The 23,194-nt window shown below is 32.4% G+C and carries 17 protein-coding genes; 15 read left to right on the top strand and 2 right to left on the bottom strand.

Annotated features, from left to right (window positions below; genetic code table 11):
- Positions 1–60: 60 nt before the first annotated feature.
- From rpoB to tuf, 11 genes are all read left to right on the top strand, one after another.
- Positions 61–3,810: a DNA-directed RNA polymerase subunit beta gene (rpoB, locus tag RH95_RS04345; protein ID WP_010244969.1), complete on the top strand. Its 3,750-nt coding sequence runs from the start codon at positions 61–63 to the stop codon at positions 3,808–3,810.
- 39 nt (positions 3,811–3,849) lie between these two features.
- On the top strand, positions 3,850–7,437 hold the full coding sequence (gene rpoC / locus RH95_RS04340) for a DNA-directed RNA polymerase subunit beta' (protein WP_010244966.1): 3,588 nt from the start codon (positions 3,850–3,852) through the stop codon (positions 7,435–7,437).
- A gap of 243 nt (positions 7,438–7,680) precedes the next feature.
- Positions 7,681–8,466: a sugar phosphate isomerase/epimerase family protein gene (locus RH95_RS04335; RefSeq protein WP_010244963.1), complete on the top strand. Its 786-nt coding sequence runs from the start codon at positions 7,681–7,683 to the stop codon at positions 8,464–8,466.
- Entirely contained in the window at positions 8,463–9,518 is a 1,056-nt protein-coding gene (locus RH95_RS04330) for an ABC transporter substrate-binding protein (protein ID WP_010244960.1), read from the top strand. Before RH95_RS04335 ends, RH95_RS04330 begins: the two co-directional genes overlap by 4 nt.
- Before the next feature lie 12 nt (positions 9,519–9,530).
- A complete protein-coding gene (locus tag RH95_RS04325) occupies positions 9,531–11,192 on the top strand; it encodes an ABC transporter permease (RefSeq protein WP_010244957.1) in 1,662 nt (553 codons plus the stop codon).
- Positions 11,176–12,210, top strand: a complete 1,035-nt coding sequence (locus RH95_RS04320; protein ID WP_010244954.1) for an ABC transporter ATP-binding protein — start codon at positions 11,176–11,178, stop codon at positions 12,208–12,210. The genes RH95_RS04325 and RH95_RS04320 overlap by 17 nt, the downstream gene beginning before the upstream one ends.
- On the top strand, positions 12,200–12,937 hold the full coding sequence (locus RH95_RS04315; protein WP_010244951.1) for a phosphatase: 738 nt from the start codon (positions 12,200–12,202) through the stop codon (positions 12,935–12,937). Before RH95_RS04320 ends, RH95_RS04315 begins: the two co-directional genes overlap by 11 nt.
- Before the next feature lie 427 nt (positions 12,938–13,364).
- Complete coding sequence (rpsL, locus tag RH95_RS04310) at positions 13,365–13,778, top strand: 30S ribosomal protein S12 (RefSeq protein ID WP_010244948.1); 414 nt, start codon at positions 13,365–13,367, stop codon at positions 13,776–13,778.
- Between the two features lie 90 nt (positions 13,779–13,868).
- Positions 13,869–14,339 carry a 30S ribosomal protein S7 gene (rpsG, locus tag RH95_RS04305; protein WP_010244945.1) on the top strand — a complete coding sequence of 157 codons (471 nt, stop codon included), beginning with the start codon at positions 13,869–13,871 and terminating at the stop codon, positions 14,337–14,339.
- Between the two features lie 15 nt (positions 14,340–14,354).
- Positions 14,355–16,430 (top strand): elongation factor G, encoded by a 2,076-nt coding sequence (gene fusA / locus RH95_RS04300; RefSeq protein ID WP_010244941.1) that lies wholly within the window; start codon positions 14,355–14,357, stop codon positions 16,428–16,430.
- 17 nt (positions 16,431–16,447) lie between these two features.
- Positions 16,448–17,641 (top strand): elongation factor Tu, encoded by a 1,194-nt coding sequence (gene tuf / locus RH95_RS04295; protein ID WP_010244938.1) that lies wholly within the window; start codon positions 16,448–16,450, stop codon positions 17,639–17,641.
- 136 nt (positions 17,642–17,777) lie between these two features.
- Here tuf and RH95_RS04290 read toward each other — a convergent pair whose 3' ends face one another.
- The gene (locus RH95_RS04290) at positions 17,778–18,317 is read right to left on the bottom strand and encodes a glutathione peroxidase (protein ID WP_010244929.1); all 540 of its coding nucleotides are present in this window, start codon (positions 18,315–18,317) and stop codon (positions 17,778–17,780) included.
- An 88-nt stretch (positions 18,318–18,405) separates the two neighbouring features.
- Complete coding sequence (locus RH95_RS04285) at positions 18,406–18,993, bottom strand: TlpA family protein disulfide reductase (protein WP_010244927.1); 588 nt, start codon at positions 18,991–18,993, stop codon at positions 18,406–18,408.
- Positions 18,994–19,151: 158 nt separating this feature from the next.
- Here RH95_RS04285 and RH95_RS04280 point away from each other — a divergent pair, with 158 nt between their 5' ends.
- From RH95_RS04280 to RH95_RS04265, 4 genes are all read left to right on the top strand, one after another.
- The gene (locus tag RH95_RS04280) at positions 19,152–20,099 is read left to right on the top strand and encodes a nucleoside hydrolase (RefSeq protein ID WP_010244923.1); all 948 of its coding nucleotides are present in this window, start codon (positions 19,152–19,154) and stop codon (positions 20,097–20,099) included.
- Complete coding sequence (locus RH95_RS04275) at positions 20,096–20,641, top strand: ECF transporter S component (RefSeq protein ID WP_010244922.1); 546 nt, start codon at positions 20,096–20,098, stop codon at positions 20,639–20,641. Before RH95_RS04280 ends, RH95_RS04275 begins: the two co-directional genes overlap by 4 nt.
- Positions 20,642–20,927: 286 nt before the next feature.
- Positions 20,928–21,251 carry a late embryogenesis abundant protein gene (locus tag RH95_RS04270; RefSeq protein WP_010244920.1) on the top strand — a complete coding sequence of 108 codons (324 nt, stop codon included), beginning with the start codon at positions 20,928–20,930 and terminating at the stop codon, positions 21,249–21,251.
- Positions 21,238–23,187 carry a V-type ATP synthase subunit I gene (locus RH95_RS04265; RefSeq protein WP_010244916.1) on the top strand — a complete coding sequence of 650 codons (1,950 nt, stop codon included), beginning with the start codon at positions 21,238–21,240 and terminating at the stop codon, positions 23,185–23,187. Before RH95_RS04270 ends, RH95_RS04265 begins: the two co-directional genes overlap by 14 nt.
- Positions 23,188–23,194 lie beyond the last annotated feature (7 nt).

Genomic DNA, 23,194 nt, shown 5'->3' with positions numbered 1-23,194 from the left:
AGAGTGGTGCACTTTACTCTAATTCGATCCATTCATTTGAAAGGCTAGGGTGAAAAATTAATGGTACATCCTGTAAAATATGGGAAACGTGAAAGAATGAGTTTTTCTCGTGTAGATGAAGTAATGTCACTTCCAAATCTTCTTGACGTGCAGACTTCTTCATACAAGTGGTTAATTGAAGAAGGATTGAAAGAAGTTTTCGATGACGTCTCACCAATCGAGGATTACTCTGGAAATTTAATTTTAGAATTTGTCGATTATCATTTATCTGACGAGATAAAATATGATATAGATGAATCAAAACAAAGGGATACAAATTATTGTGCTCCCTTAAAGGCAAAAGTAAGACTTATAAATACTGAAACTGGCGAAGTAAAAGAACAAGAAGTTTTCATGGGAGATCTTCCTCTTATGACGCCCACTGGTACATTTGTAATAAATGGAGCAGAGCGTGTAGTAGTTTCACAACTTGTCAGAAGTCCAGGAGCTTATTACAAAGAAGAAAGAGATAAGACAGGTAAAAAGATTTATTCGGCGACTCTTATACCAAATAGAGGTGCTTGGCTAGAATTTGAAACTGATGCTCAAGGTGTTATAAATGTAAGAATTGATAGAACTAGAAAAATTCCTATTACAATACTTTTAAGAGCAATAGGAGTTGAATCGAATCAAGAAATAATTGACATGCTAGGCGAAAGTGAAGCTTTATTAAAGACAATAGAAAAAGACTTGACGACTAACAAAAATGAAGCACTTCTTGAAATTTATAAAAAACTTAGACCAGGGGAACCCCCTACTATTGATTCTGCACAGTCACTTTTTGAAAATATGTTTTTCGACGATAGAAGATATGATCTTGCAAAAGTTGGAAGATATAAATTTAATAAAAAACTTGGGATAAGTGCTAGAATTGAAAATAATATTCCAGCAGAAGACATTGTTGACCCTATGACTGGAGAAATATTAGCAGAAGAGGGCGAGCTTCTTACAAGAGCAAAGGCTGAAAAAATTGAGGCTGCTGGAGTTAACCAAGTTATTTTAAAAACTGATGAGAATTATGAAAACGCAACTGAAAATACAATTGTTATAGGAAACAATTTTTCTTTTGTAGATGCATATGATCTCGATTTTGATATGGAAGAACTTGGTTTTAAAGAAAAAGTGTACAGACCACTTTTTGATGAACTTTATGAAGAATATTCTGAAGATACAGAAAATTTTAAAAAAGAACTTATAAAGGCACATAGAGAACTTTCTCCAAAACATATTTTAATTGATGATATTATTGCTGGAATTAATTATGAATTTGGACTAATGAATAATGTTGGAGAGGTTGACGATATTGACCATTTAGGCAATAGAAGAATAAGATCAGTTGGAGAACTTTTACAAAATCAATTTAGAATAGGTATTTCTAGAATGGAAAGAGTTATTCGTGAAAGAATGACAGTTCAAGATGTTGATGCTACAACGCCACAATCGCTTATAAATATAAGACCTGTAACGGCAGCTATAAAAGAATTTTTCGGTTCTTCACAACTTTCACAATTTATGGACCAAAACAATCCTCTATCAGAATTAACACACAAAAGAAGGTTATCTGCACTTGGACCTGGTGGGTTGAGTAGAGATAGAGCTGGATTTGAAGTGCGTGATGTCCATAATTCACACTATGGAAGAATGTGCCCCATTGAAACTCCTGAAGGGCCAAACATTGGTCTTATAACATCACTTACAACTTATGCAAGAATTAACGATTATGGTTTTATCGAAACTCCATATAGAAAAGTTGTTGACGGAGTTGTAACTGATCAAATTGATTATTTGACAGCAGATGTTGAATACGAACAAATTATTGCACAAGCTGATGAAAGGCTTGATGAAAATAATAAATTTGTAGAAGACAGAATTGCAGCAAGGGGTCATGGCGGAAATGCAGATATATTTGACATTAAAGATGTAAACTATATGGACGTTTCACCTCAACAAATTGTTGCAGTTGGTACTTCTATGATTCCTTTCTTGGAAAATGATGATGCCAACAGAGCACTAATGGGTGCCAATATGCAGCGTCAAGCAGTGCCTCTTTTAAAAACAGAAGCACCTGTTGTTGGAACTGGTATTGAATACAGAGCCGCAAAGGATTCTGGTGTAGTTATAGTAGCTAAAAATGCAGGAACTGTTAAAAAAGTTGATGCAGTTCATATTGAAATCGAAAGAAAATCAGACAAGGGAATAGACCACTATAAACTTCACAAATTTATGGGTGGAAACCAAGGAACTACAATTAATCAAAGGCCTATTGTAAATGCAGGTGATGTTGTAGATGAAGGCGAAATTATTGCTGACGGTCCAAGTACTGACCAGGGCGAAATGGCACTAGGTAAAAATATTCTAATAGCTTTTATGAACTGGGAAGGATATAATTACGAAGATGCAATGCTTGTAAGTCAAGAACTTGTTATTGATGATGTACTCACTTCACTTCATATTGAAGAATACGAGTCAGAAGCAAGAGATACAAAACTTGGGCCAGAAGAAATCACAAGAGATATTCCAAATGTTGGCGAGGATATGCTAAAAGATCTAGATAGCAGAGGAATAATTAGAATTGGAGCAGAAGTAAAGCCAGGAGATATATTAGTTGGAAAAGTCACTCCTAAGGGTGAAACTGAACTTTCTGCAGAAGAAAGACTTCTTCGTTCAATCTTTGGTGAAAAAGCAAGAGAAGTAAGAGATACATCTCTTAGACTCCCACATGGAGAACATGGTATTGTTGTAGATGTAAAAACATTTAATAGAGCAGATGGAGATGAACTCCAACCAGGCGTAAATGAAATGGTTAGAGTTTTCGTTGCAACAAAAAGAAAAATTCAAGTTGGAGATAAAATGTGTGGTCGTCATGGTAATAAAGGGGTTATTTCTAGAGTAATGCCTAAGGAAGATATGCCTTATATGCCAGATGGTACACCTATTCAAATTGTTCTAAATCCACTAGGGGTTCCTTCTCGTATGAACCTTGGACAAGTTCTTGAAGTTCACTTGGGACTTGCCGCAAAAAAGCTGGGATGGCATGTTGCTACTCCGGTATTTGATGGTGCAAATGAAAATGACATCTTAGATACTTTAGAAGAAGCAGGATATTCAAGAGATGGCAAAATTCAACTTAGGGATGGTAGGACTGGAGAAGAATTTGACCACCCAGTGACAGTTGGTTATATGTATATGTTAAAACTTCACCATTTAGTTGATGAAAAGATCCATGCTCGTTCTACTGGACCTTATTCACTTGTAACACAACAACCTCTTGGTGGTAAAGCACAATTTGGTGGACAAAGATTTGGAGAAATGGAAGTTTGGGCCCTTGAAGCTTATGGTGCCAGCCATACATTACAAGAAATGCTTACAGTTAAGTCTGATGATATAGTTGGTCGTGTTAAGACTTATGAAGCAATTGTAAAGGGTGAAAATATTCCGCAACCAGGAGTTCCTGAATCATTTAAGGTTTTAATAAAAGAATTGCAAGCATTGGCGCTTGAAATTCAAGTATTAGATGAAAATGGAAATGAAGTAGATCTTGAAGTTGATGAAGATGAACTTACAAAAATTGACAATATAGATGATAAAAGTTCTGAATCAGAAGATGATATAAAGGAACTTATTGAACACACAGGAACTGGAAACATAGGAATCAGAACAATTTCAAATGATGAAGTTGAATCTTTTGAAAAAAGCCACTACTATGAAGATGAGGATGGCGAATTAGAAGATGTAGATTCTGATGATGAATCCGATGAATCTGAAGATTAATTAGTTATATTTTAACTTGTATGAAAGGAGAAGTGCTCCTTGAGCGAACATGAATTATTCCATTCAATAAAAATTGGACTTGCTTCACCTCAAAAAATAAGATCATGGTCTTATGGTGAAGTAAAAAAACCGGAAACCATAAATTACAGGACATTAAAACCTGAAAAGGAAGGCCTATTTTGTGAAAAAATATTTGGACCTACGAAGGATTGGGAATGCTCCTGTGGAAAGTATAAAAGAGTAAGATATAAGGGAGTAGTCTGCGAAAAGTGTGGCGTTGAAGTCACAAAAGCAAAGGTTCGTCGTGAAAGAATGGGTCATATTGAACTAGCTGCTCCAGTATCACATATTTGGTATTTTAAAGGAATACCTTCAAGAATGGGTCTTGTACTTGATATGAGTCCAAGAGCACTTGAAAAAGTTCTTTATTTTGCATCTTATGTAGTAACGTATGTTGAACCAGGCGAAACAACTCTTTATGAAAAGCAACTTCTCTCAGAAATTGAATATAGAGAGTTAAAGAGAGAATATGGAGATAAGTTTACTGCAAAAATGGGTGCAGAAGCCATTAGAGATCTTCTTGTAAAAGTTGATTTGCAAAAAGAAAATGATGAACTAACAGAAGAATTACAAGATGCAACAGGTCAAAAGAAAATTAGAATAACTAGAAGACTTGAAGTAATAGATGCTTTTATCCAATCAGATAACAAACCTGAATGGATGATACTTGATGCAATTCCAGTAATTCCACCTGATCTTAGACCTATGGTACAACTTGACGGTGGTAGATTTGCAACAAGTGATTTAAATGATCTTTATAGAAGGATTGTAAATAGAAATAATAGACTTAAGAAGTTGATGGACATCAATGCTCCAGATATTATTGTAAGAAATGAAAAGAGAATGCTTCAAGAGTCTGTTGATGCTCTTATTGATAATGGAAGACGTGGAAGGCCTGTAACTGGTCCTGGAAATAGACCGTTAAAATCTTTATCAGAAATGTTAAAGGGTAAACAAGGACGTTTTCGTCAAAATCTACTTGGAAAGAGAGTTGACTACTCTGGACGTTCTGTAATTGTTGTTGGGCCAGATCTTAAGTTTTATCAATGTGGTCTTCCAAAGAATATGGCGCTAGAACTCTTTAAACCTTTTGTAATGAGAGAACTTGTAAAAAGAGAACTCACTTACAATATAAAATCTGCAAAGAGAATGGTAGAAAGAGGAAGAGATGAAGTTTGGGACGTTCTTGAAGATGTTATAAAGGATCACCCAGTTCTTCTCAACCGTGCACCGACACTTCACAGACTTGGTATTCAAGCATTTGAACCAGTCTTAGTAGAAGGAAAGGCTATTAAACTTCATCCACTTTCTTGTACAGCATATAATGCCGATTTTGACGGTGACCAAATGGCAGTCCATTTGCCACTATCAACAGAAGCTCAAGCTGAAGCAAGACTTTTAATGCTATCTACAAATAATATTTTAGCACTTAAAGATGGAAAACCGATTACAACTCCAACTCAAGACATGGTATTAGGATCTTATTATTTGACACTTGATAGAAAGGACAAATTAAAGGGCGATGGCTCAGTTTACAGGAATTTTGATGAAATGTTCCACGCTTATGAATCAGGATTTTTACACCTACAATCTCATGTATCTGTGAGAAGATATGCAGATGAAAATGACAAGAGAGGTAAAATTGTTCCATCAACTGTTGGGAGATTTATTGTAAATGAATTTATTCCTCAAGATTTAGGATTTGTAAATAGAGATGAAGACAAATATTCTCTCGAAATTGATCAAGTTGTGGACAAAAAATTACTTGGCAAAATAATTGAAAAGACTTATAAAAAACATGGAAATATAAGGACCGCAGAGCTTTTAGATAATATTAAGGCAACTGGATATCACTACTCAACTATTGGAGCAGTTTCAATTTCAATGGGTGATGTAGAAATTCCTGATACAAAACCAGAACTTTTGGCGAATGCCGAAAAAGAAGTTGCTAAATATGAAAAAGCCTTTAGAAGAGGTTTAATATCTGACGAAGAAAGATATGAAAAAGTAATAGAAATTTGGAACAAGGCAACTGACGACTTAACTGACGATGTAATGGACGGCTTTGATGCTCTTAATAATATCTACATCATGGCAGACTCAGGAGCCAGAGGTTCAAAGAACCAAATTAGACAACTTGCAGGTATGCGTGGACTTATGGCATCACCATCAGGAAGAACTATTGAAGTCCCAATTACTTCAAACTTTAGAGAAGGTCTTTCTGTACTTGAGTTTTACATGTCAGCCCATGGTTCCAGAAAGGGACTAGCTGATACTGCACTAAGAACAGCTGACTCAGGATATTTGACAAGAAGACTTGTAGATGTATCACAACAAGTTATAGTATCAGAAGAAGATTGTGGAACTGATGAATATTTAGTAGCTAGAGCCTTTAAAGATGGAAAAGAATTAATCGAATCCTTGGCAGATAGAATAGAAGGAAGATATTCCTTCGAAGACATAGTTAATCCAGAAACGGGAGAAACTATTGTAGGTGCAAATGAAGTTATCTCAGATGATGATGCAGTACTCATTGAGTCACTTGGAATTAAAGAAGTAAAAGTTAGATCTGTTCTTGGATGCAAGACTAAAAATGGAGTTTGTGCTCACTGCTATGGAAAGAATCTTGCAACGGGTTCAAAAATTGGAATCGGAGAAGCTGTTGGCGTAATTGCAGCACAATCAATTGGGGAACCAGGTACACAACTTACAATGAGAACATTCCACACAGGTGGTGTAGCTGCAGCAGCAGATATTACACAAGGTCTTCCAAGAGTTGAAGAACTTTTTGAAGCTAGAAAGCCAAAGGGACTTGCAATTATAGCAGAACGTGGTGGAATTGTTGATATAAAAGAAAACAACAAGAAAAGAGAAGTTCTTGTAACAGCAGAAGACGGAACAGTAGATTCTTATAATATTGTCTACGGATCGAGATTAAAAGTTAAGCAAGGCGATGAAATAGAAGCTGGGGACGAACTTACACAAGGTTCTGTGTATCCACAAGATTTACTTCGTGTAAAAGGTGAAAAGGGTGTACAAGAATATATTGTAAAAGAAGTCCAAAGAGTTTATAGGCTTCAAGGTGTAGACATAAACGATAAGCACATTGAAATAATAGTAAGACAAATGCTATCAAAGTGCAAAATAGAAGATGCAGGGGATACAGAATTACTTCCAGGCTCTCTTGTAAATGTTGTTGACTATAAAGAAGCTAACAAAGAAGCAATAGATGTAGGTAAAGAACCAGCGGTTGGTAAAGTGAATTTACTTGGAATTACAAAAGCATCTCTTGCGACAGATTCTTTCCTATCAGCGGCATCTTTCCAAGAAACAACTAGAGTTCTTACCGATGCAGCAATAAAGGGCAAAGAAGATATGCTTGAAGGGTTGAAAGAAAATATTATAATTGGACAACTTATACCGGCAGGTACAGGTGCACGTATAAACTCACGTGTTCAAATAGGAATAGACGAAAGTTTAAAAGAAGATTACAATATTCTTGAAAATTCTGAAGTAATAACAAGTGATGATGTGAAACTTGAACTTGAAACTGTAAAAGAAGAGTAATAATTTTATAAAAGTCATGACATGATGAACTGAGTGAAACGAAAATAAGTTCTATAATATCTGTTAGGGGGTAAAAATATCCTTTAACAGATATTTTTTTGCAAAGAAATAACACTTGCACCCTATATCCTTTAAAATAAGTTCTCTAATATCTAAAATTATAAAAATTCTTTTATAAAATTTACAACAAATTTAATTTTAAATAACATTATATACACATAAAGGATTTAAATTATATAAGAGGTGATTAATATATATAAAATTTTTATTTCATCTTCTCTTATGTGGGATTTTTCTGGAGAAGAGATTTTTGGATATGCCTATAACAATAAAATTTCGGGTATAGAGTTCTGGTCTCAACAAATAGAAGATAAAAACTTATCCACTAAAAAATTAAGAGATTTGTCAAAAAAATTTAACCTAGACCTAACACTTCATGCTAAAAGTTGGGATTTAAACCTAGCTTCTATTAATGAAAGAATTAGAGAAGTAAGCCTTAAAGAGATTTTAGATGATATAGATTTAGCAAGAAATATTGGAGCAAAAGAAATTACAATTCATCCGGGTAGATTTTCAGTGAGTTTTAATAAGGAATTTTATTATAAATTTTTAAAAGAAAGTTTACATACCATTTTAGATTATTCTACAAAGAAAAATATAAATGTTTCAATAGAAGTAATGGAGAAAACAAAAAATGAATTTATTATAGATCTCAAATCTTTAAAAAAACTTATGGGAAATAATTACGAAGATTTTAAATATACTCTTGATATATCTCATTGTGATTCTTTAGAAGAGATATATTTTAATTTGGATAATATTAAAAATATATCTAAGTGCCATATTAGCAATAGATTAGAAAATAAATATCACACTGAGCTTGCAAGAGGAATTTTTCCAATGGAAGAAATTATTTTTAAAATAGGAGAGAAAAATATTCCTATGGTAATAGAGGGTATGGAAATAGGTAGAAGTACGACTTTATTGGATAAAAATATTAGATATTTAAAGGAGAAAAATTTATTATGAAAAGAATATTCGCTGTAATTTTAATAGCTCTCACTCTTGTAGCTTGCTCATCAAATTCTAGTGAAGTTGCAAGAGAAAATCCATCAAGTGCCAATAAAAATAACAAGACTGCAAGTATAGAAAAGGAAGGAAAAGATGTAAAAGGAACTATAACATTATATACTTCACAACCAGAAGAGGACGCAAAAAAATTAATTGACGGATTTAAGAAAGTCTACCCAGAAGCTGATGTTGTAGTTTTTAGATCAGGAACAGAAGAACTTGTTTCTAAAATTCTATCTGAAAAAGAAGTTAATGCACTACAAGCTGATGTTGTATTAGTTGCAGATACTGTTACTTTTGAAATTTTAAAATCAAAAGATATCCTAGAGAAATATGTTTCGCCAGAGCTTGAAGGCATTGATAAAAAATTCTACGATGAAGAAAACTACTATGCAGGAACAAAAGTAATTTCAACAGGAATTATCCAAAATACAGATGTGTATAAAGGTGAAGTAAAAGGATTTAATGACTTAATCAAAGAAGAAACAAAATCACAAACTATTATGCCATCTCCTTTATATTCTGGAGCAGCCGCTTATAACTTATCACTTCTAACAAGAACAGAAGGAATTGGTTGGGAATTTTATAATGGACTTAAGGAAAATAACATTTTAGTTGATAAGGGAAATGGTGCAGTTCAAAAATCTGTTGTAGCAGGTCAAAAGGGACTTGGTATTATTGTAGACTATATGGCAAATCGTTCAAAAAATGAAGGTGCACCAGTTGAATTTATATATCCAGAAGAAGGATCTCCAATAGTTACAGAACCAGTGGGAATTGTAAAGGGAAGCAAAAATATTGATACAGCTGAAGCTTTTTATGATTATATAATTTCAAAAGATGGTCAAGAACTTGCATCTGCAATGGGTTATACTCCAATAAGAGGAGATGTAAAGGCACCTGAAGGGCTTAAATCATCTAATGAATTAAATATTTTAACAGGAAATAATAAAGAATTATTAGATAATAGAGAAACTGACAAAGAAGAATTTTCAAAACTATTTCAATAAGAGGAATAAACCTTGAAAAGAGATAAAGTACTAGACTATTTAATAGCCATTGTAGTTTTATTTGTATTTGTCATCCCATTTGTAAAGCTTTTTATTAGAAGTTTTGGAGAGAATGGTCTTATTATCAACTATAGTAGAATATTTTCAGACAAAAGAATTATAAAGGGAATAATAAATACATTTATTATAGGGATAATATCTTCTTTTTTAACTTTAGTAGTGGGGTCTTATCTGGCACTTATAATAGCTTATACTAATATTAGATTTAAAAGTATTTTAAAAATATTAGTGTACCTTCCTTTTATTGTGCCAAGTTATATTATGACACTTGCTTGGACAAATATAACATCAAGTGTTGGGATTGTTACAAAATTACTAACTGCTCTAGGGTTAAAATCAATAAACCTGTATTCAATAGGTGGCATAATTTTTCTTATGATTATTTGCTATACACCCTTTGCCTATTTAAGTGTTTACAGGAGTCTAATTAAAGTTCCACAAAGTCACGAATATGCATCAAAATTATTAAACTATGGAAGTTTTGAAACTTTTAAAAATATAAATTTAAAACAAATTACGCCAACTTTAGTAAGTACTTTTGTCCTTGTGTTTCTATCAAGTTTAGATAATTTTTCAATTCCAGCATTTTTAGGAGTTCCAGCAGGTATTTCTGTTCTATCTACTTTAATTTATGAAAAGACAATATCTATATCAACGGGAGGTTTTACTGATCCTGCTGTTTTATCGGCACTTTTATTTATAATTTCCGTTTCAGCTTCTGGTATTGAATCATCCATAATTAAGAGATCGAGAACGAGTAAAGACTCATCAGAAGATACAAGTATAAGATACTCCTTTAAACCAGGTGTTAGAAAAGTTGTAGAAGTTTTAACTTTTGTAATATTTATATTTATAAACATTGTACCAATAAGTTTTATGATTTATTCTTCACTTGTAGTAAATTATGTGAGTGGATTTTCTTTTTCAAACTTTAGCCTAAAAAATTATAGATTACTATTTTCAATATCTTCAATTAAGATGTCCATTACAAATAGTATAACCTATGCAATTATAACGGTAGTGTTGTGTGCAATTTTATCGATTATTTATGCTTATTTTAAATGGAAAAAGAGATTCAATATAAGTATATCTTTACTGGAGAAGGCCACAAGTATTTCATACTCCTTACCAGGTATGGTATTTGCACTTTGCATGATATTTCACTGGGCAAAACCAATTCCTGGACTTAATATTGGTTTTTATGCTAGTCCAATAATAATTTTAATTGCCTATGTAAGTAGATTTTTAATTATAGATATGAAGTCGGCATATCAAGGTTTTTCATCTATATCAACAAGCTTAGAATATGCCGCAGATCTATCAAATGGTTCCAAGTTAAAAAAATGGACAAAAATATTTTTGCCATTAATTTACAGATATATTTTAACATCAAGTTTATTGATTTTTGTATATTCTCTATCAGAACTTAGTCTGTCTGCCATATTATCAGGGCCATTTACAAAGACTATTGGACTTTTCATTTTTAACTTACAACAATCAGGTGATTATAATTTGGCTTATGCAATGTCAACATTGGTGTTAATAGTCCTATTAATAATGTATATTATAATAGAAAAAATAAATGCAGGGGGAAAAAATGAGCTTAAAAATTAATAACATTTATAAAAGTTTTGGAGATAAAATAGTTCTAAAAAATATAAACTTAGAAATTAAAGACGGAGAGTTTGTATCTCTTCTTGGAGCGAGTGGATGTGGTAAAACTACACTATTAAAAATCATTGCAGGATTTGAAAGGGTTGACTCTGGAGAGATTACAAAAGATGATAGAGTTTTTATAAGTGATAATAAAATTTTTCTTCCCCCACAGGATAGAAGTCTAAATATGGTATTTCAACAGTTTGCTCTTTGGCCACATATGAATGTAAAAAAACATCTTGAGTATGCACTTAATGGGAGAAATAAAAATATAAATGCAGATGAAGATATAAAGTATATGCTTGAAATAGTGGGACTAAGTGGATTTGAAGACTCCTATCCCGAAGACCTTTCAGGTGGACAAAAACAAAGAGTTGCCTTGGCAAGAGCTTTGATAACAAAACCAGAAATGCTTCTTATGGACGAACCGTTATCAGCCCTTGATGCAAATTTAAAAATTGAGATGCGTAAATTTATAAAGGAAATTCATATGAAATTTAAAACTACGATAATTTATGTAACTCATGATCAAGATGAAGCTTTAGCAATGAGTGATAGAATTGTCATTATAAAGGATGGAGTTGTTGAGCAAGAAGGAAGTCCTTATGAAATATACGAAAATCCTAAAACAGAATACGTAGCAAAATTTGTAGGTAAATCAAATTTAATAAGAGGAAAGTGGCAAGGAGATTTATTTGTAGTAGAAGATTCTGATATTTTCTTTCGAAACAAGTCAGTAAAAGAAAACTTTTCGAATAAAAACCTATATCCAATAAAACCAGATGAGCTTTATATATCTAAGGGTGGATCTGGTATAAGTGCAAGAATATTATCCATTGAATATATGGGAACAGGGTACGAATATAAACTAGAATCTAAACATGGAATATTAAATGTACACAGCAAAAGTTCAATATATAGACCTGGTGAAGAAGTAAAAGTAACGAAGGAGGAAGTTTATAAAAATGCTATGTGACCTTCATACTCACACAATAATAAGTGGTCATGCTTACTCAACTTTAAGGGAAAATATAGAAGAAGGAAAGAAAAAGGGACTTAAACTTTTGGGAACAAGTGAACATTCTCAAAAGATGCCTGGATCTTGTAACAATGTTTACTTTTACAATATGAAAATATTAAAAAGAGATTTTGATGGGATTTTTTTGTTAAGAGGTGCTGAAGCAAATATAATGAATTATTCGGGAGAACTTGATCTTACAGAAGAAAAACACATAAGAAATCTAGATTATATCATAGCATCACTTCATACAACTTGCATAAGAAATGGAGGTATTACAAATAACACGGAAGCTTTAATAAAAGCCATGGATGGACAAAAGGTTAGAATAATAGGTCATCCTGATGATGATAGATATCCTATAGATAGAGAAAGTCTTGTACTTTCTGCAAAAGAAAAAGGAATATTAATAGAACTTAACAATTCTTCACTGGCAAAAAATAGTTCAAGAAAAAATGCAAGAGAAAATAATATAGAAATTTTAGAATTTTGCCAGAAACACAAAGTAGATATAATAATTAATTCAGATGCTCATGTAGACTACCAAGTAGGTGATTTTAAAAGAGCAGTAAATCTTATAGAAGAATTAGATTTTCCAAAAGAACATATAGTAAATTTTGACAATAATGAAGATAGACTCTTTAGTTATCTTAAAATAGATAAAGATAGTTTTTATAATAGTTAAAATATTAATCAAAAATCTCCTAACATAAGGGAGATTTTTGATATAATTAAATTGAGTTTTAAGTATTTTATAATTGTTTAAAAATATATATACTATCTTGATTTGCTTAATTTTTACAACTTATCATATTTTAAAATTATTTTTATTGTCGCTTTTATTTGTTGTTTATAATTTAGTAAATGTTAATCGTTTTGATTTTTATTTGGACAGTTTTACAACTTATCAAATAATAAAAAATATTTACATAATTTTAAAATAAAGTCATAAATATGAAAATATATGAAGAATTAGCTAGTTTCTAATATTTTTTATTGACTTAATAGCTTTGTAATGATAGAATTGATGAGTATTTGAAATGTAAAGACTACCTAATAGTGGGTAGTCTTTGAATTGTCAAATATTATTATTAAAACAGGAGGTGCAATTAATGCCTACAATTAACCAATTAGTAAGAAATGGTAGAAAGAAAATTCACACAAAATCTAAATCGCCAGCTCTTGATGTAAATTATGACACACTTAAAAAAGTTGAAACTGAAGTTAATTCTCCACAAAAAAGAGGAGTTTGTGTTGCAGTAAGAACAGTAACACCTAAAAAACCGAATTCAGCTCTTAGAAAAGTTGCCAGAGTTCGTTTAACTAACGGATATGAAGTTATGGCTTATATTCCAGGAATCGGACACAACCTACAAGAACACAGTGTTGTTTTAATCCGTGGTGGAAGAGTTAGGGATTTACCAGGTGTTAGATACCATATTGTAAGAGGTACTCTTGATACAGCTGGAGTTACAGACAGAAAACAATCTAGATCTAAATATGGTACTAAGAAACCTAAAAATTGATAGAATTTTTTAAAGAATTTATAGATTTTTGGCTTACGGGCTCAACCTGAGTACCAATGAATCGACTGAAAATAGTTAAGGAGGGAAGTTATGCCAAGAAAAGGACATATCCAAAAACGTGAAGTTATGGCTGATCCAGTATATAGCGATGTTGTAATCACTAAACTTATAAACAATGTTATGCTTGACGGTAAAAAAGGTACTGCTCAAAGAATTGTTTACGGAGCACTTGAAACTGTTGCAGAACAGACTGGTGAAGACGCACTTGAAGTATTTTATAAGGCACTTAATAATGTAATGCCTGTACTTGAAGTAAAGGGAAGAAGAATTGGCGGTGCTACTTACCAAGTTCCAATGGAAGTTAGACCGGAAAGACGCCAAACACTAGGACTAAGATGGTTAGTTAGATATGCAAGGGCTAGGGGCGAAAAGACAATGGACGAAAGACTTGCAAAAGAAATACTAGACGCATCTAACGGTTTAGGCGGAAGTGTTAAGAGAAAAGATGAAATGCATAGAACAGCAGAAGCTAACAAAGCCTTTGCTCACTATAGATGGTAATAAGGGGAGGAATTTATGGCTCGCGAAATACCATTAAAAAAATATAGAAATATAGGTATTATGGCCCATATTGATGCTGGAAAGACTACTACTACAGAACGTATTCTTTTCTACGCCGGTAAGATTCACAAGATTGGTGAAACTCACGAAGGTGCAGCACAAATGGACTGGATGGAACAAGAACAAGAAAGAGGTATTACTATTACTTCTGCAGCTACAACTGCTCACTGGAAAGGTTACAGACTTAATATTATAGATACTCCTGGACACGTTGATTTTACTGTTGAAGTAGAGAGATCTCTTAGAGTACTTGACGGTGCTGTTGCACTTTTTGATGCAAAAAGTGGTGTAGAACCTCAATCAGAAACTGTTTGGAGACAAGCAGATAAATATCATGTTCCAAGAATTGCACATATTAATAAGATGGACGTTACAGGGGCTGATTTCTTTAGATCAGTTGATACAATTGATAAAAAATTACACGGCAATCCTGTTCCAATTCAAATCCCAATGGGAGCAGAAGATACTTTCATAGGAATGATTGACCTTATTGAAATGAAAGCAGAGATTTACAAGGACGAACTTGGTAAGGAAATTGAAATTACTGATGTTCCTGAAGAGTATTTGGACCTTGCTAATAAATATAGAGAAAATTTAATTGAAGTAGCTTCAGAATTTGATGAAGATTTAATGATGGCTTATCTTGAAGGAGAAGAAATAGATAATGAACTCCTTAAGAAAGCTATTAGAAAAGGTACTCTTGCAGTTGAAATCACTCCAGTATCTTGTGGTTCTTCTTACAAGAACAAAGGTGTTCAACTTCTTCTTGATGCTATTATTGATTATCTACCATCACCATTAGATGTACCAGCTATTGAAGGTATTGACTTAGATGAAAATGAAGTTAAAAGACATTCATCAGATGATGAGCCTTTCTCAGCACTTGCATTTAAAATTGTAACTGACCCATATGTAGGTAAGCTTGCATACTTTAGAGTTTACTCTGGAGTTTTAAAGGCAGGTTCTTATGTAATGAACTCTACAAAAGGTAAGCGTGAAAGAATCGGAAGAATTCTTCAAATGCACGCAAATAAGAGAGAAGAAATTGAAGAAATCCATGCAGGAGAAATTGCTGCAGCTGTAGGTCTTAAAGATACTACAACAGGAGATACTCTTTGCGATGAAAAAGAACAAGTTATTCTTGAAAATATGGAATTCCCAGAACCGGTTATTTCAGTAGCAATTGAACCTAAGACAAAAGCATCTCAAGATAAGATGGCTCTTGCACTTGCAAAACTTGCTGAGGAAGATCCAACTTTCAGAACTTATACTGATGATGAAACTGGACAAACAATTATTGCTGGAATGGGAGAACTTCATCTTGATATTATTGTTGACAGACTTCTAAGAGAATTTAAAGTAGAAGCTAATATAGGTAACCCTCAAGTATCTTACAGAGAAGGTATTAAGAAGGGTGCTGATGGTGAAGCAAAATATGCTCGTCAATCAGGTGGTCGTGGACAATATGGTCACGCTAAAATTAAGATTGAACCTAATAAACCAGGCGAAGGGTTTGTATTTGAAAATGCAATTGTCGGTGGTGCAATTCCTAAGGAATTTATCGGACCTACTCAACAAGGTATTGAAGAAGCACTTCAATCAGGTATTGTTGGTGGATATGAAGTACTAGATGTTAAAGTAACTCTTTACGATGGTTCTTACCACGAAGTCGACTCTTCTGAAATGGCATTTAAGATAGCAGGTTCTATGGCAGTTAGAGATGCTCTTGCAAAAGCAGATCCAGTTCTTCTTGAACCAATGATGAAAGTAGAAGTTACAACTCCAGAAGAATACATGGGAGATGTAATTGGAGATATCAATTCAAGGCGTGGAAGAATGGAAGGTATGGAACTTGTAGCTGGAGCACAAATTGTTACAGCTTATGTGCCACTAGCAGAAATGTTTGGTTACGCAACTAGTCTTCGTTCAAATACACAAGGAAGAGCAAATTACTCAATGCAATTTGACCACTACGAAGAAGTGCCTCAATCAATTGCAGACGAAGTAGTTGGAGATAAAAAACAAAATTAAAATTAGGAGGAAATATAATGGCTAAAGCAAAATTTGAAAGAAATAAACCACATGTAAACATTGGAACAATAGGTCACGTTGACCACGGCAAGACAACATTAACAGCAGCAATTACACTAGTAATGAATAAAAGATATGGCGGAGGAGAATTCGTAGACTACGCACACATAGACAAGGCTCCAGAAGAAAGAGAAAGAGGAATCACAATCTCAACATCTCACGTAGAATACGAAACAGAAAACAGACACTACGCACACGTAGACTGCCCAGGACATGCTGACTATGTAAAGAATATGATTACAGGAGCAGCACAAATGGACGGAGCAATCCTAGTAGTATCAGCAGCAGACGGACCAATGCCACAAACAAGAGAACACATACTATTAGCAAGACAAGTAGGCGTTCCAAAAATTTGTGTATTCCTAAACAAAGAAGACCAAGTAGATGATCCAGAACTAATCGAATTAGTAGAAATGGAAGTAAGAGATTTACTATCAGAATACGACTTTGACGGAGATAACACACCAATCGTAGTAGGAAGTGCACTAAAAGCCCTAGACGATCCAGACGGAGAATGGGGAGATAAAGTAGCAAAACTAATGGAAGAAGTAGACGCATACATTCCAACACCAACAAGAGATACAGATAACCCATTCCTAATGCCAATCGAAGACATCTTCTCAATCACAGGAAGAGGAACAGTAGCAACAGGAAGAGTAGAACAAGGAGTAGTAAAAGTAGGGGACACAGTAGAAGTAGTAGGTCTAACAGACGAAAAAAGACAAGTAGTAGTAACTGGAGTAGAAATGTTCAGAAAACAACTTGACCAAGCAGAAGCAGGAGACAACATAGGAGCCCTACTAAGAGGAGTACAAAGAGAAGAAATCCAAAGAGGACAAGTACTAGCAGCACCAGGAACAATACACCCACACACAAAATTTGAAGCAGAAGTATATGTATTGACAAAAGAAGAAGGAGGAAGACACACACCATTCTTCAACGGATACAGACCACAATTCTACTTCAGAACAACAGACGTAACAGGAGATATCCAATTAGCAGAAGGCGTAGAAATGGTAATGCCAGGAGATAACTCAACGTTCACAGTAACACTAATCACACCAATCGCAATGGACGAAGGATTAAGATTTGCCATTCGTGAAGGTGGAAGAACAGTAGCATCTGGTGTTGTATCTAAGATTATTGACTAATCCTTTAAATATAAGCATAAGATATGGGGCAGGGAACTGTCCCTATTTTTGTGAGTTTTTTTAGAAAATAAAAAATGGCACAATAAATACTTGCACCATTAAAAAAATTTTTTGAATTCTAATAAACTTAGAAAAGTTATATTAGTTCTTCTATTTTTTTATCAATTTTGTCCATTTTTTCAGTTGGTTCAAATCTTTCTACAACATTACCATCTCTATCAACTAGAAATTTTGTAAAATTCCATTTGATATCCGAATTGTTTTTGTAATCTGGGTCGATTTTTTTCAGCATTGCACTCATAGCAATAGCTTTTGGGCCTTTTCCAAATCCTTCAAAGGATTTTTTTGATTTTAAAAATTTGTAAAGTTTTATTTCATTTTCGCCGTTGACATCGGCTTTTTTCATTTGAGGAAATTTTATATCATAGTTCAATTGGCAGAATTTAGTGATTTCTTCATCACTTTCTGGAGCTTGATCTTTAAATTGATTGCAAGGAATATCAATTATTTCTAAACCTTTATCGTGATATTTTTCGTATAAATTTTCAAGGTCTTCATATTGCGGTGTAAAACCACATTTTGTAGCTGTATTAACTATTAAGATAACTTTACCCTTTAGTTCACTTAAATCTAAAAAACTTCCATTTTGTTTTTCAACTTTATAATCGTAAATCATATTGCCTCCTAAAAATTTTATACAAACAGATTACCCAGAATTAAAAAAATTACACAAAAAAAGATGGATTTCAAAATCCACCTTAAAACTATTTATTTTCGTCTATAAGTTTATCTAAAGTTTTTTCAAGTTTTTCTTTTTCGAACTTTCCAACAAAGCCCCCTAAAATTTTCCCTTCGCTATTTACGAAGAATGTTGTTGGTATTGCAGTTATATTGACTAAATTATCTTCCGTAGTTGGATTTGGCATAATATTTATATAGTTTACACCAGAATCTTTTATAATTTTCTTTGCTTCTTCCACATTTGTGTCCATGTTTGCGTTGGTGTCGACTACAACTCCAAGGAAGTTAATTTTATCTTTGTATTTTTCATGTAACTTTGCAAGATCAGGCATTTCTTCCTTGCATGGGCCACAGAAAGTACCCCATATATTAACTAGTGTTATAGGTTTTTCTTTGTAAAAATCTTCTGATTTAATAACTTTGCCGTCAACTATATCGATAGTGTGAAAGTCAAAGTTGTCGATAGGCATTTCTTCAAGTTCTATTGCAGATGCAGTTTTCTGAGAAGAATTTTCATCAGTGTTTTGAACATTTTCATTATTTTTTTTATTGCATCCAAAGAAAGTAAGTGCAATTGCAAATAGAATAAGTATTTTAGAAACTTTTTTCATGTAATCACTCCTGTTTAAATTTTAAATTTTCTAAATTAATTATACTTGAAACATAAAAGCTTGTCTATTCGAAAAAAATGGGGTATAATTAATCACACTTGTTCGAGAACTCCAAGTATAAAAAACTAATTGTTCTCCAAAGAATGGAGGTTTTTATAATGAAAAAATTAATTATTGACGCAGATCCCGGGATAGATGATTCAATTGCTATAATTTTAGCGAGCTTGGCAAAAGAATATGATATTCTTGGGATTTCTTTAGTTGCAGGAAATGTAAATGTTAATAAAGGATGCAAAAATATCTTAAGACTCTCAAAATTTTTAGATAGAGATTTTAATATTTATATTGGAAGTGATAAACCACTTTATAAGGAATATATAAATGCAGAAGATACGCATGGTAGAGATGGACTAGGCGAAACTTATTTGGATTACGAAAAGAAAAAAATGAAAGGAGATGCAGTGGACTTTTTAATCGGAAAAGCACAAAGTGGAAATCTAACAATTTTTGCACTGGGGCCGCTTACAAATATTGCAATGGCTCTAGAAAAAAATAGAGATGCCTTTAAAGATACTCGAATAATTGCAATGGGTGGGAGTTTTAAGTCTTATGGAAATATGAGTCCAGTTTCTGAATTTAATTTTTATGTAGATCCAGATGCAGCTAATTATGTTATAAAGAATGCACCTAATAAACTAGAGATTGTGCCACTAGATGTGACTAGAAAGTTTGTACTTACACCCAATATTTTAGGATACATTAAAAGATTAAATAAAGAAATGGGAGATTTTATAGAAGAAATCACAAATTTCTATATGGATTTTCACTGGGAATATGAAAAAATTATTGGATCTGTGATAAATGATCCGCTTGTAATTTTAGTTGATAGACATAAAGAATATTTTGGATCTAATTCTTATTATGCAGAATGTATAATAGATGGTCCTGCTAGGGGCATGCTAATGGTAGATTCCATGGATTTTTTAGGGAAAGATAAAAATATAATTTTGTATGAAGATTTAATGTTAAAAGAAGTGTGGAGAGATTTTATAGAAATAATTACTAATGCAAATGTAGATGAAAATATTTTAGGGGAACTAATATGAAGTTTGGTTCTAAAAAAGTTACTTTCGTTGCGTTATGTGTGGCAATTAATTGTGTAAGTGCGTGGTTTGCTTTTTCGCTAAAGCTTCCAGTTTATTTAGATTCAATAGGAACTATTATGGCGGGTTTTTCTTTTGGACCAGCTTTTGGTGTTTTGACAGGTGTTATTTCTGCTTTTGTAAATAGCATAGGTGATTCAATCGCTATTTATTTTATGCCAACTCAAATTATAGTTGGTTTTACTTCTGGTTATTTTGGTTTTTTGAAGAAGGATAATTTTAAATCGAAATTTTATCTTACACTGGCGATGTCAATTCCGGTAGCAATATCTTCATCTCTTATTGCGACATATTTATTTGGAACTGTGACAACAGCGGGATCAAGCTATATTGTTCAAGCACTTCGTGCAATTTTAGATTTATCGGATTTTGTAATTGTATTTGTAGTGCAAATTATTACAGATTATGCAGATAAATTAATTTCAATTTTATTAGTTTCTAAAATATACAATATGAAAAGTTTTCAAAATATTCTGAAAAAATGAAAATGTTTCAATCAAAAGTGCTTGATTGAAGCATTTTTTTATTGAAATCAAAGGAATAAATAGAAAATTAAGGGCAATTTTATGTTGATTTTAAAAGTAAAATTTGATAAAAATTTATTTTTTTATCAAAATTTTAAATAAAAAATATAAGAGAGGGTATCATATAACCATAGCTCATTTAAAATATAATTTATAACTATATTATTTTTTTAATATTATAGTTAAATAATAATTTAACAAGTGATATAATTAACTTAAGAAATGATTTTACACTGGAGGTGATTTAGTGTCAGATGATGCATTAAAAAAAGTTAAGGACACTGAAGCAAAGGCAAAACAAATTGTCGATGATGCAAAAGTAAGGGCTGAGGAAATTATTGAAGATGCAAAATCTCAGGCAGAAGTTTCTTATAGGGAAATTGTCCAAAGGGCAAAGGATGAAAAAGATGAGCTTCTCGAAAAGGCTAAAAAAGAAGGAGAAGAATCTGTAAAACCTATAAAAGATAAGTCAAAAAAAGATGTTGCTGAAATCTCAAATATTTCCAAGGACAAGGAAGCTGAAATTGTAAAGTCAGTGGTAGAGAGGATTGTGAATAATGGCAATAGTTAATATGAAGGAATTCAAACTCTTTATCTTTGATGACAGTAGAGAAAAGTTAATCGATAGATTTCAAAAATTTAATTATGTTCATATTGTAGAGTCTGATTTTGATAAAGACGAATATATAGAAGACGACTTTGCAAGGCCTAAGTCTTTAGATGATTTAATTGAAATTGATGACAAAATTAAAAGATCTAAAGATGATATTGACTTATTACTTAAATTTAAAGAAAAAGAAAGTGCTATAAAAAGTTTAAAAGATGGAGTGGAAAATATTACTCTTGAAGAGCTTGCTGATAGAGCTTTGAGATTTCCCTTTGAAAAGATTGATAAGGAAATAAGGTCTTTAGTTAATCAAAAGGACAAAAACAATAGCAAAGTTCAAAATATTGATTCTAAAATATTTGAATTAAAACCGTGGAGAGGCCTTTCTTCTTCTTTGGAGGGCACAAGTTCTATGGACTCTGTAAATGTTTACACAGGTACAGTTGCTGCAAATTATGCAGACAAATTTGAGAGAGAGTTTTTGGAAAATGAGCTTATTTATATTGAAAGAGTTTCACAAGATAAAAACTTTCGCTATTATCTAATCATCGTGGAGAAATCCGTAGACAATGAAGTCAAAGATATTTTCTCAAGTTATGGATTTACGCCTATAAACATTAAGGCCGATAAAAAGGTAGAAGATAAAATAAATTCTTATGAAAAAGATAAAGAGCTTTTATTTGAAGAAAATAAAGATATAGAAGAAAATTTAAAAAAATATTTAAAGTATCTTGACGATTTAAAATATTCCTATGAATTTTATCGTAATGAAAAAGTTAAGATAATGTCACAGAGGAAATTTTTAAAAACTACAAAAGTAGATATGATTGAAGGTTATGTTCCCAATGAAAAACTTTCTAATTTTGAAAAGGAAGTTAAAAAAGTATGTGGCGACAATTATTATTTAAGTGCTTATGATGCCAATAGGGATTCAAATGAGGTTCCAATTCTTCTGGAAAACAACTCTTTTGTGAAACCTTTTGAGCTTATGACAGAAATGTATGCTATGCCAAGATATAATGAAATTGACCCCACGCCTTTTTTTGCACCATTTTATTTTATATTTGCAGGAATAATGGTAGGAGATTTTGGATACGGACTTCTTGTATTTTTAGGTACGCTTTTTGCACTTAAAAAGTTTAATTTGACAGATAAAAAAAGGAGATTTTTAAAGTTTTTTAATTATCTTTCTATTTCTACTATTATATTTGGACTTGTATTTGGTTCTTTCTTTGGTGGAATTATAGAATTACCAAGTTTAATAGATCCAGCGGAAGATTCTACTCTTCTCGTTATATTGTCTTTAATACTTGGGGGGATTCATATATTCTTTGCTCTTGGAATAAAGGCATATATGGACATTCGTGACGGTAAGCCAAAGGACGCACTTTATGATGTTGGATTTTGGTATATGGCTTTAATAGGAATCATTGGTTTACTTCTTCAAATTAAACTAGAGAACTTAGCACCATATAAAAATGTATTTTTAGTAGTAATGATACTTGGAATGATTGGAATAGTTGCAACAGGTGGTCGTGAAGAAAAGACGACAGGAGAGAAGATAGGTTGGGGAATTTATTCCTTATACGGAATTTCCTCTTATCTTGGGGATTTTGTATCATATCTTAGAATGATGGCACTTGTGCTTTCAGGTTCATTCTTGGGACTTGCAATTAACATGATTGCAGGAATGTTATTTGAATCAAATATACTTGGAAAAATCTTTGCGATAGTAGTTTTTGTAGTATTTCAATTATTTAACGCATTTTTATGTTATTTGTCAGCTTATGTTCACACTGCAAGGCTAACTTATGTAGAAATGTTTAATAAATTTTATGAAGGTGGAGGAATACCTTTCAAAAAAATGATAGAAAATTCAGATTATTTTAATATAGACTAGGAGGAAA

Origin of the sequence: Peptoniphilus rhinitidis 1-13 (assembly GCF_000246925.1) — a bacterium.
Taxonomy (GTDB): Bacteria; Bacillota; Clostridia; order Tissierellales; family Peptoniphilaceae; genus Peptoniphilus_A; species Peptoniphilus_A lacydonensis.
Note: the sequence above shows the minus strand (reverse complement) of the source record. Positions and strands in the feature narration are given on the sequence as shown.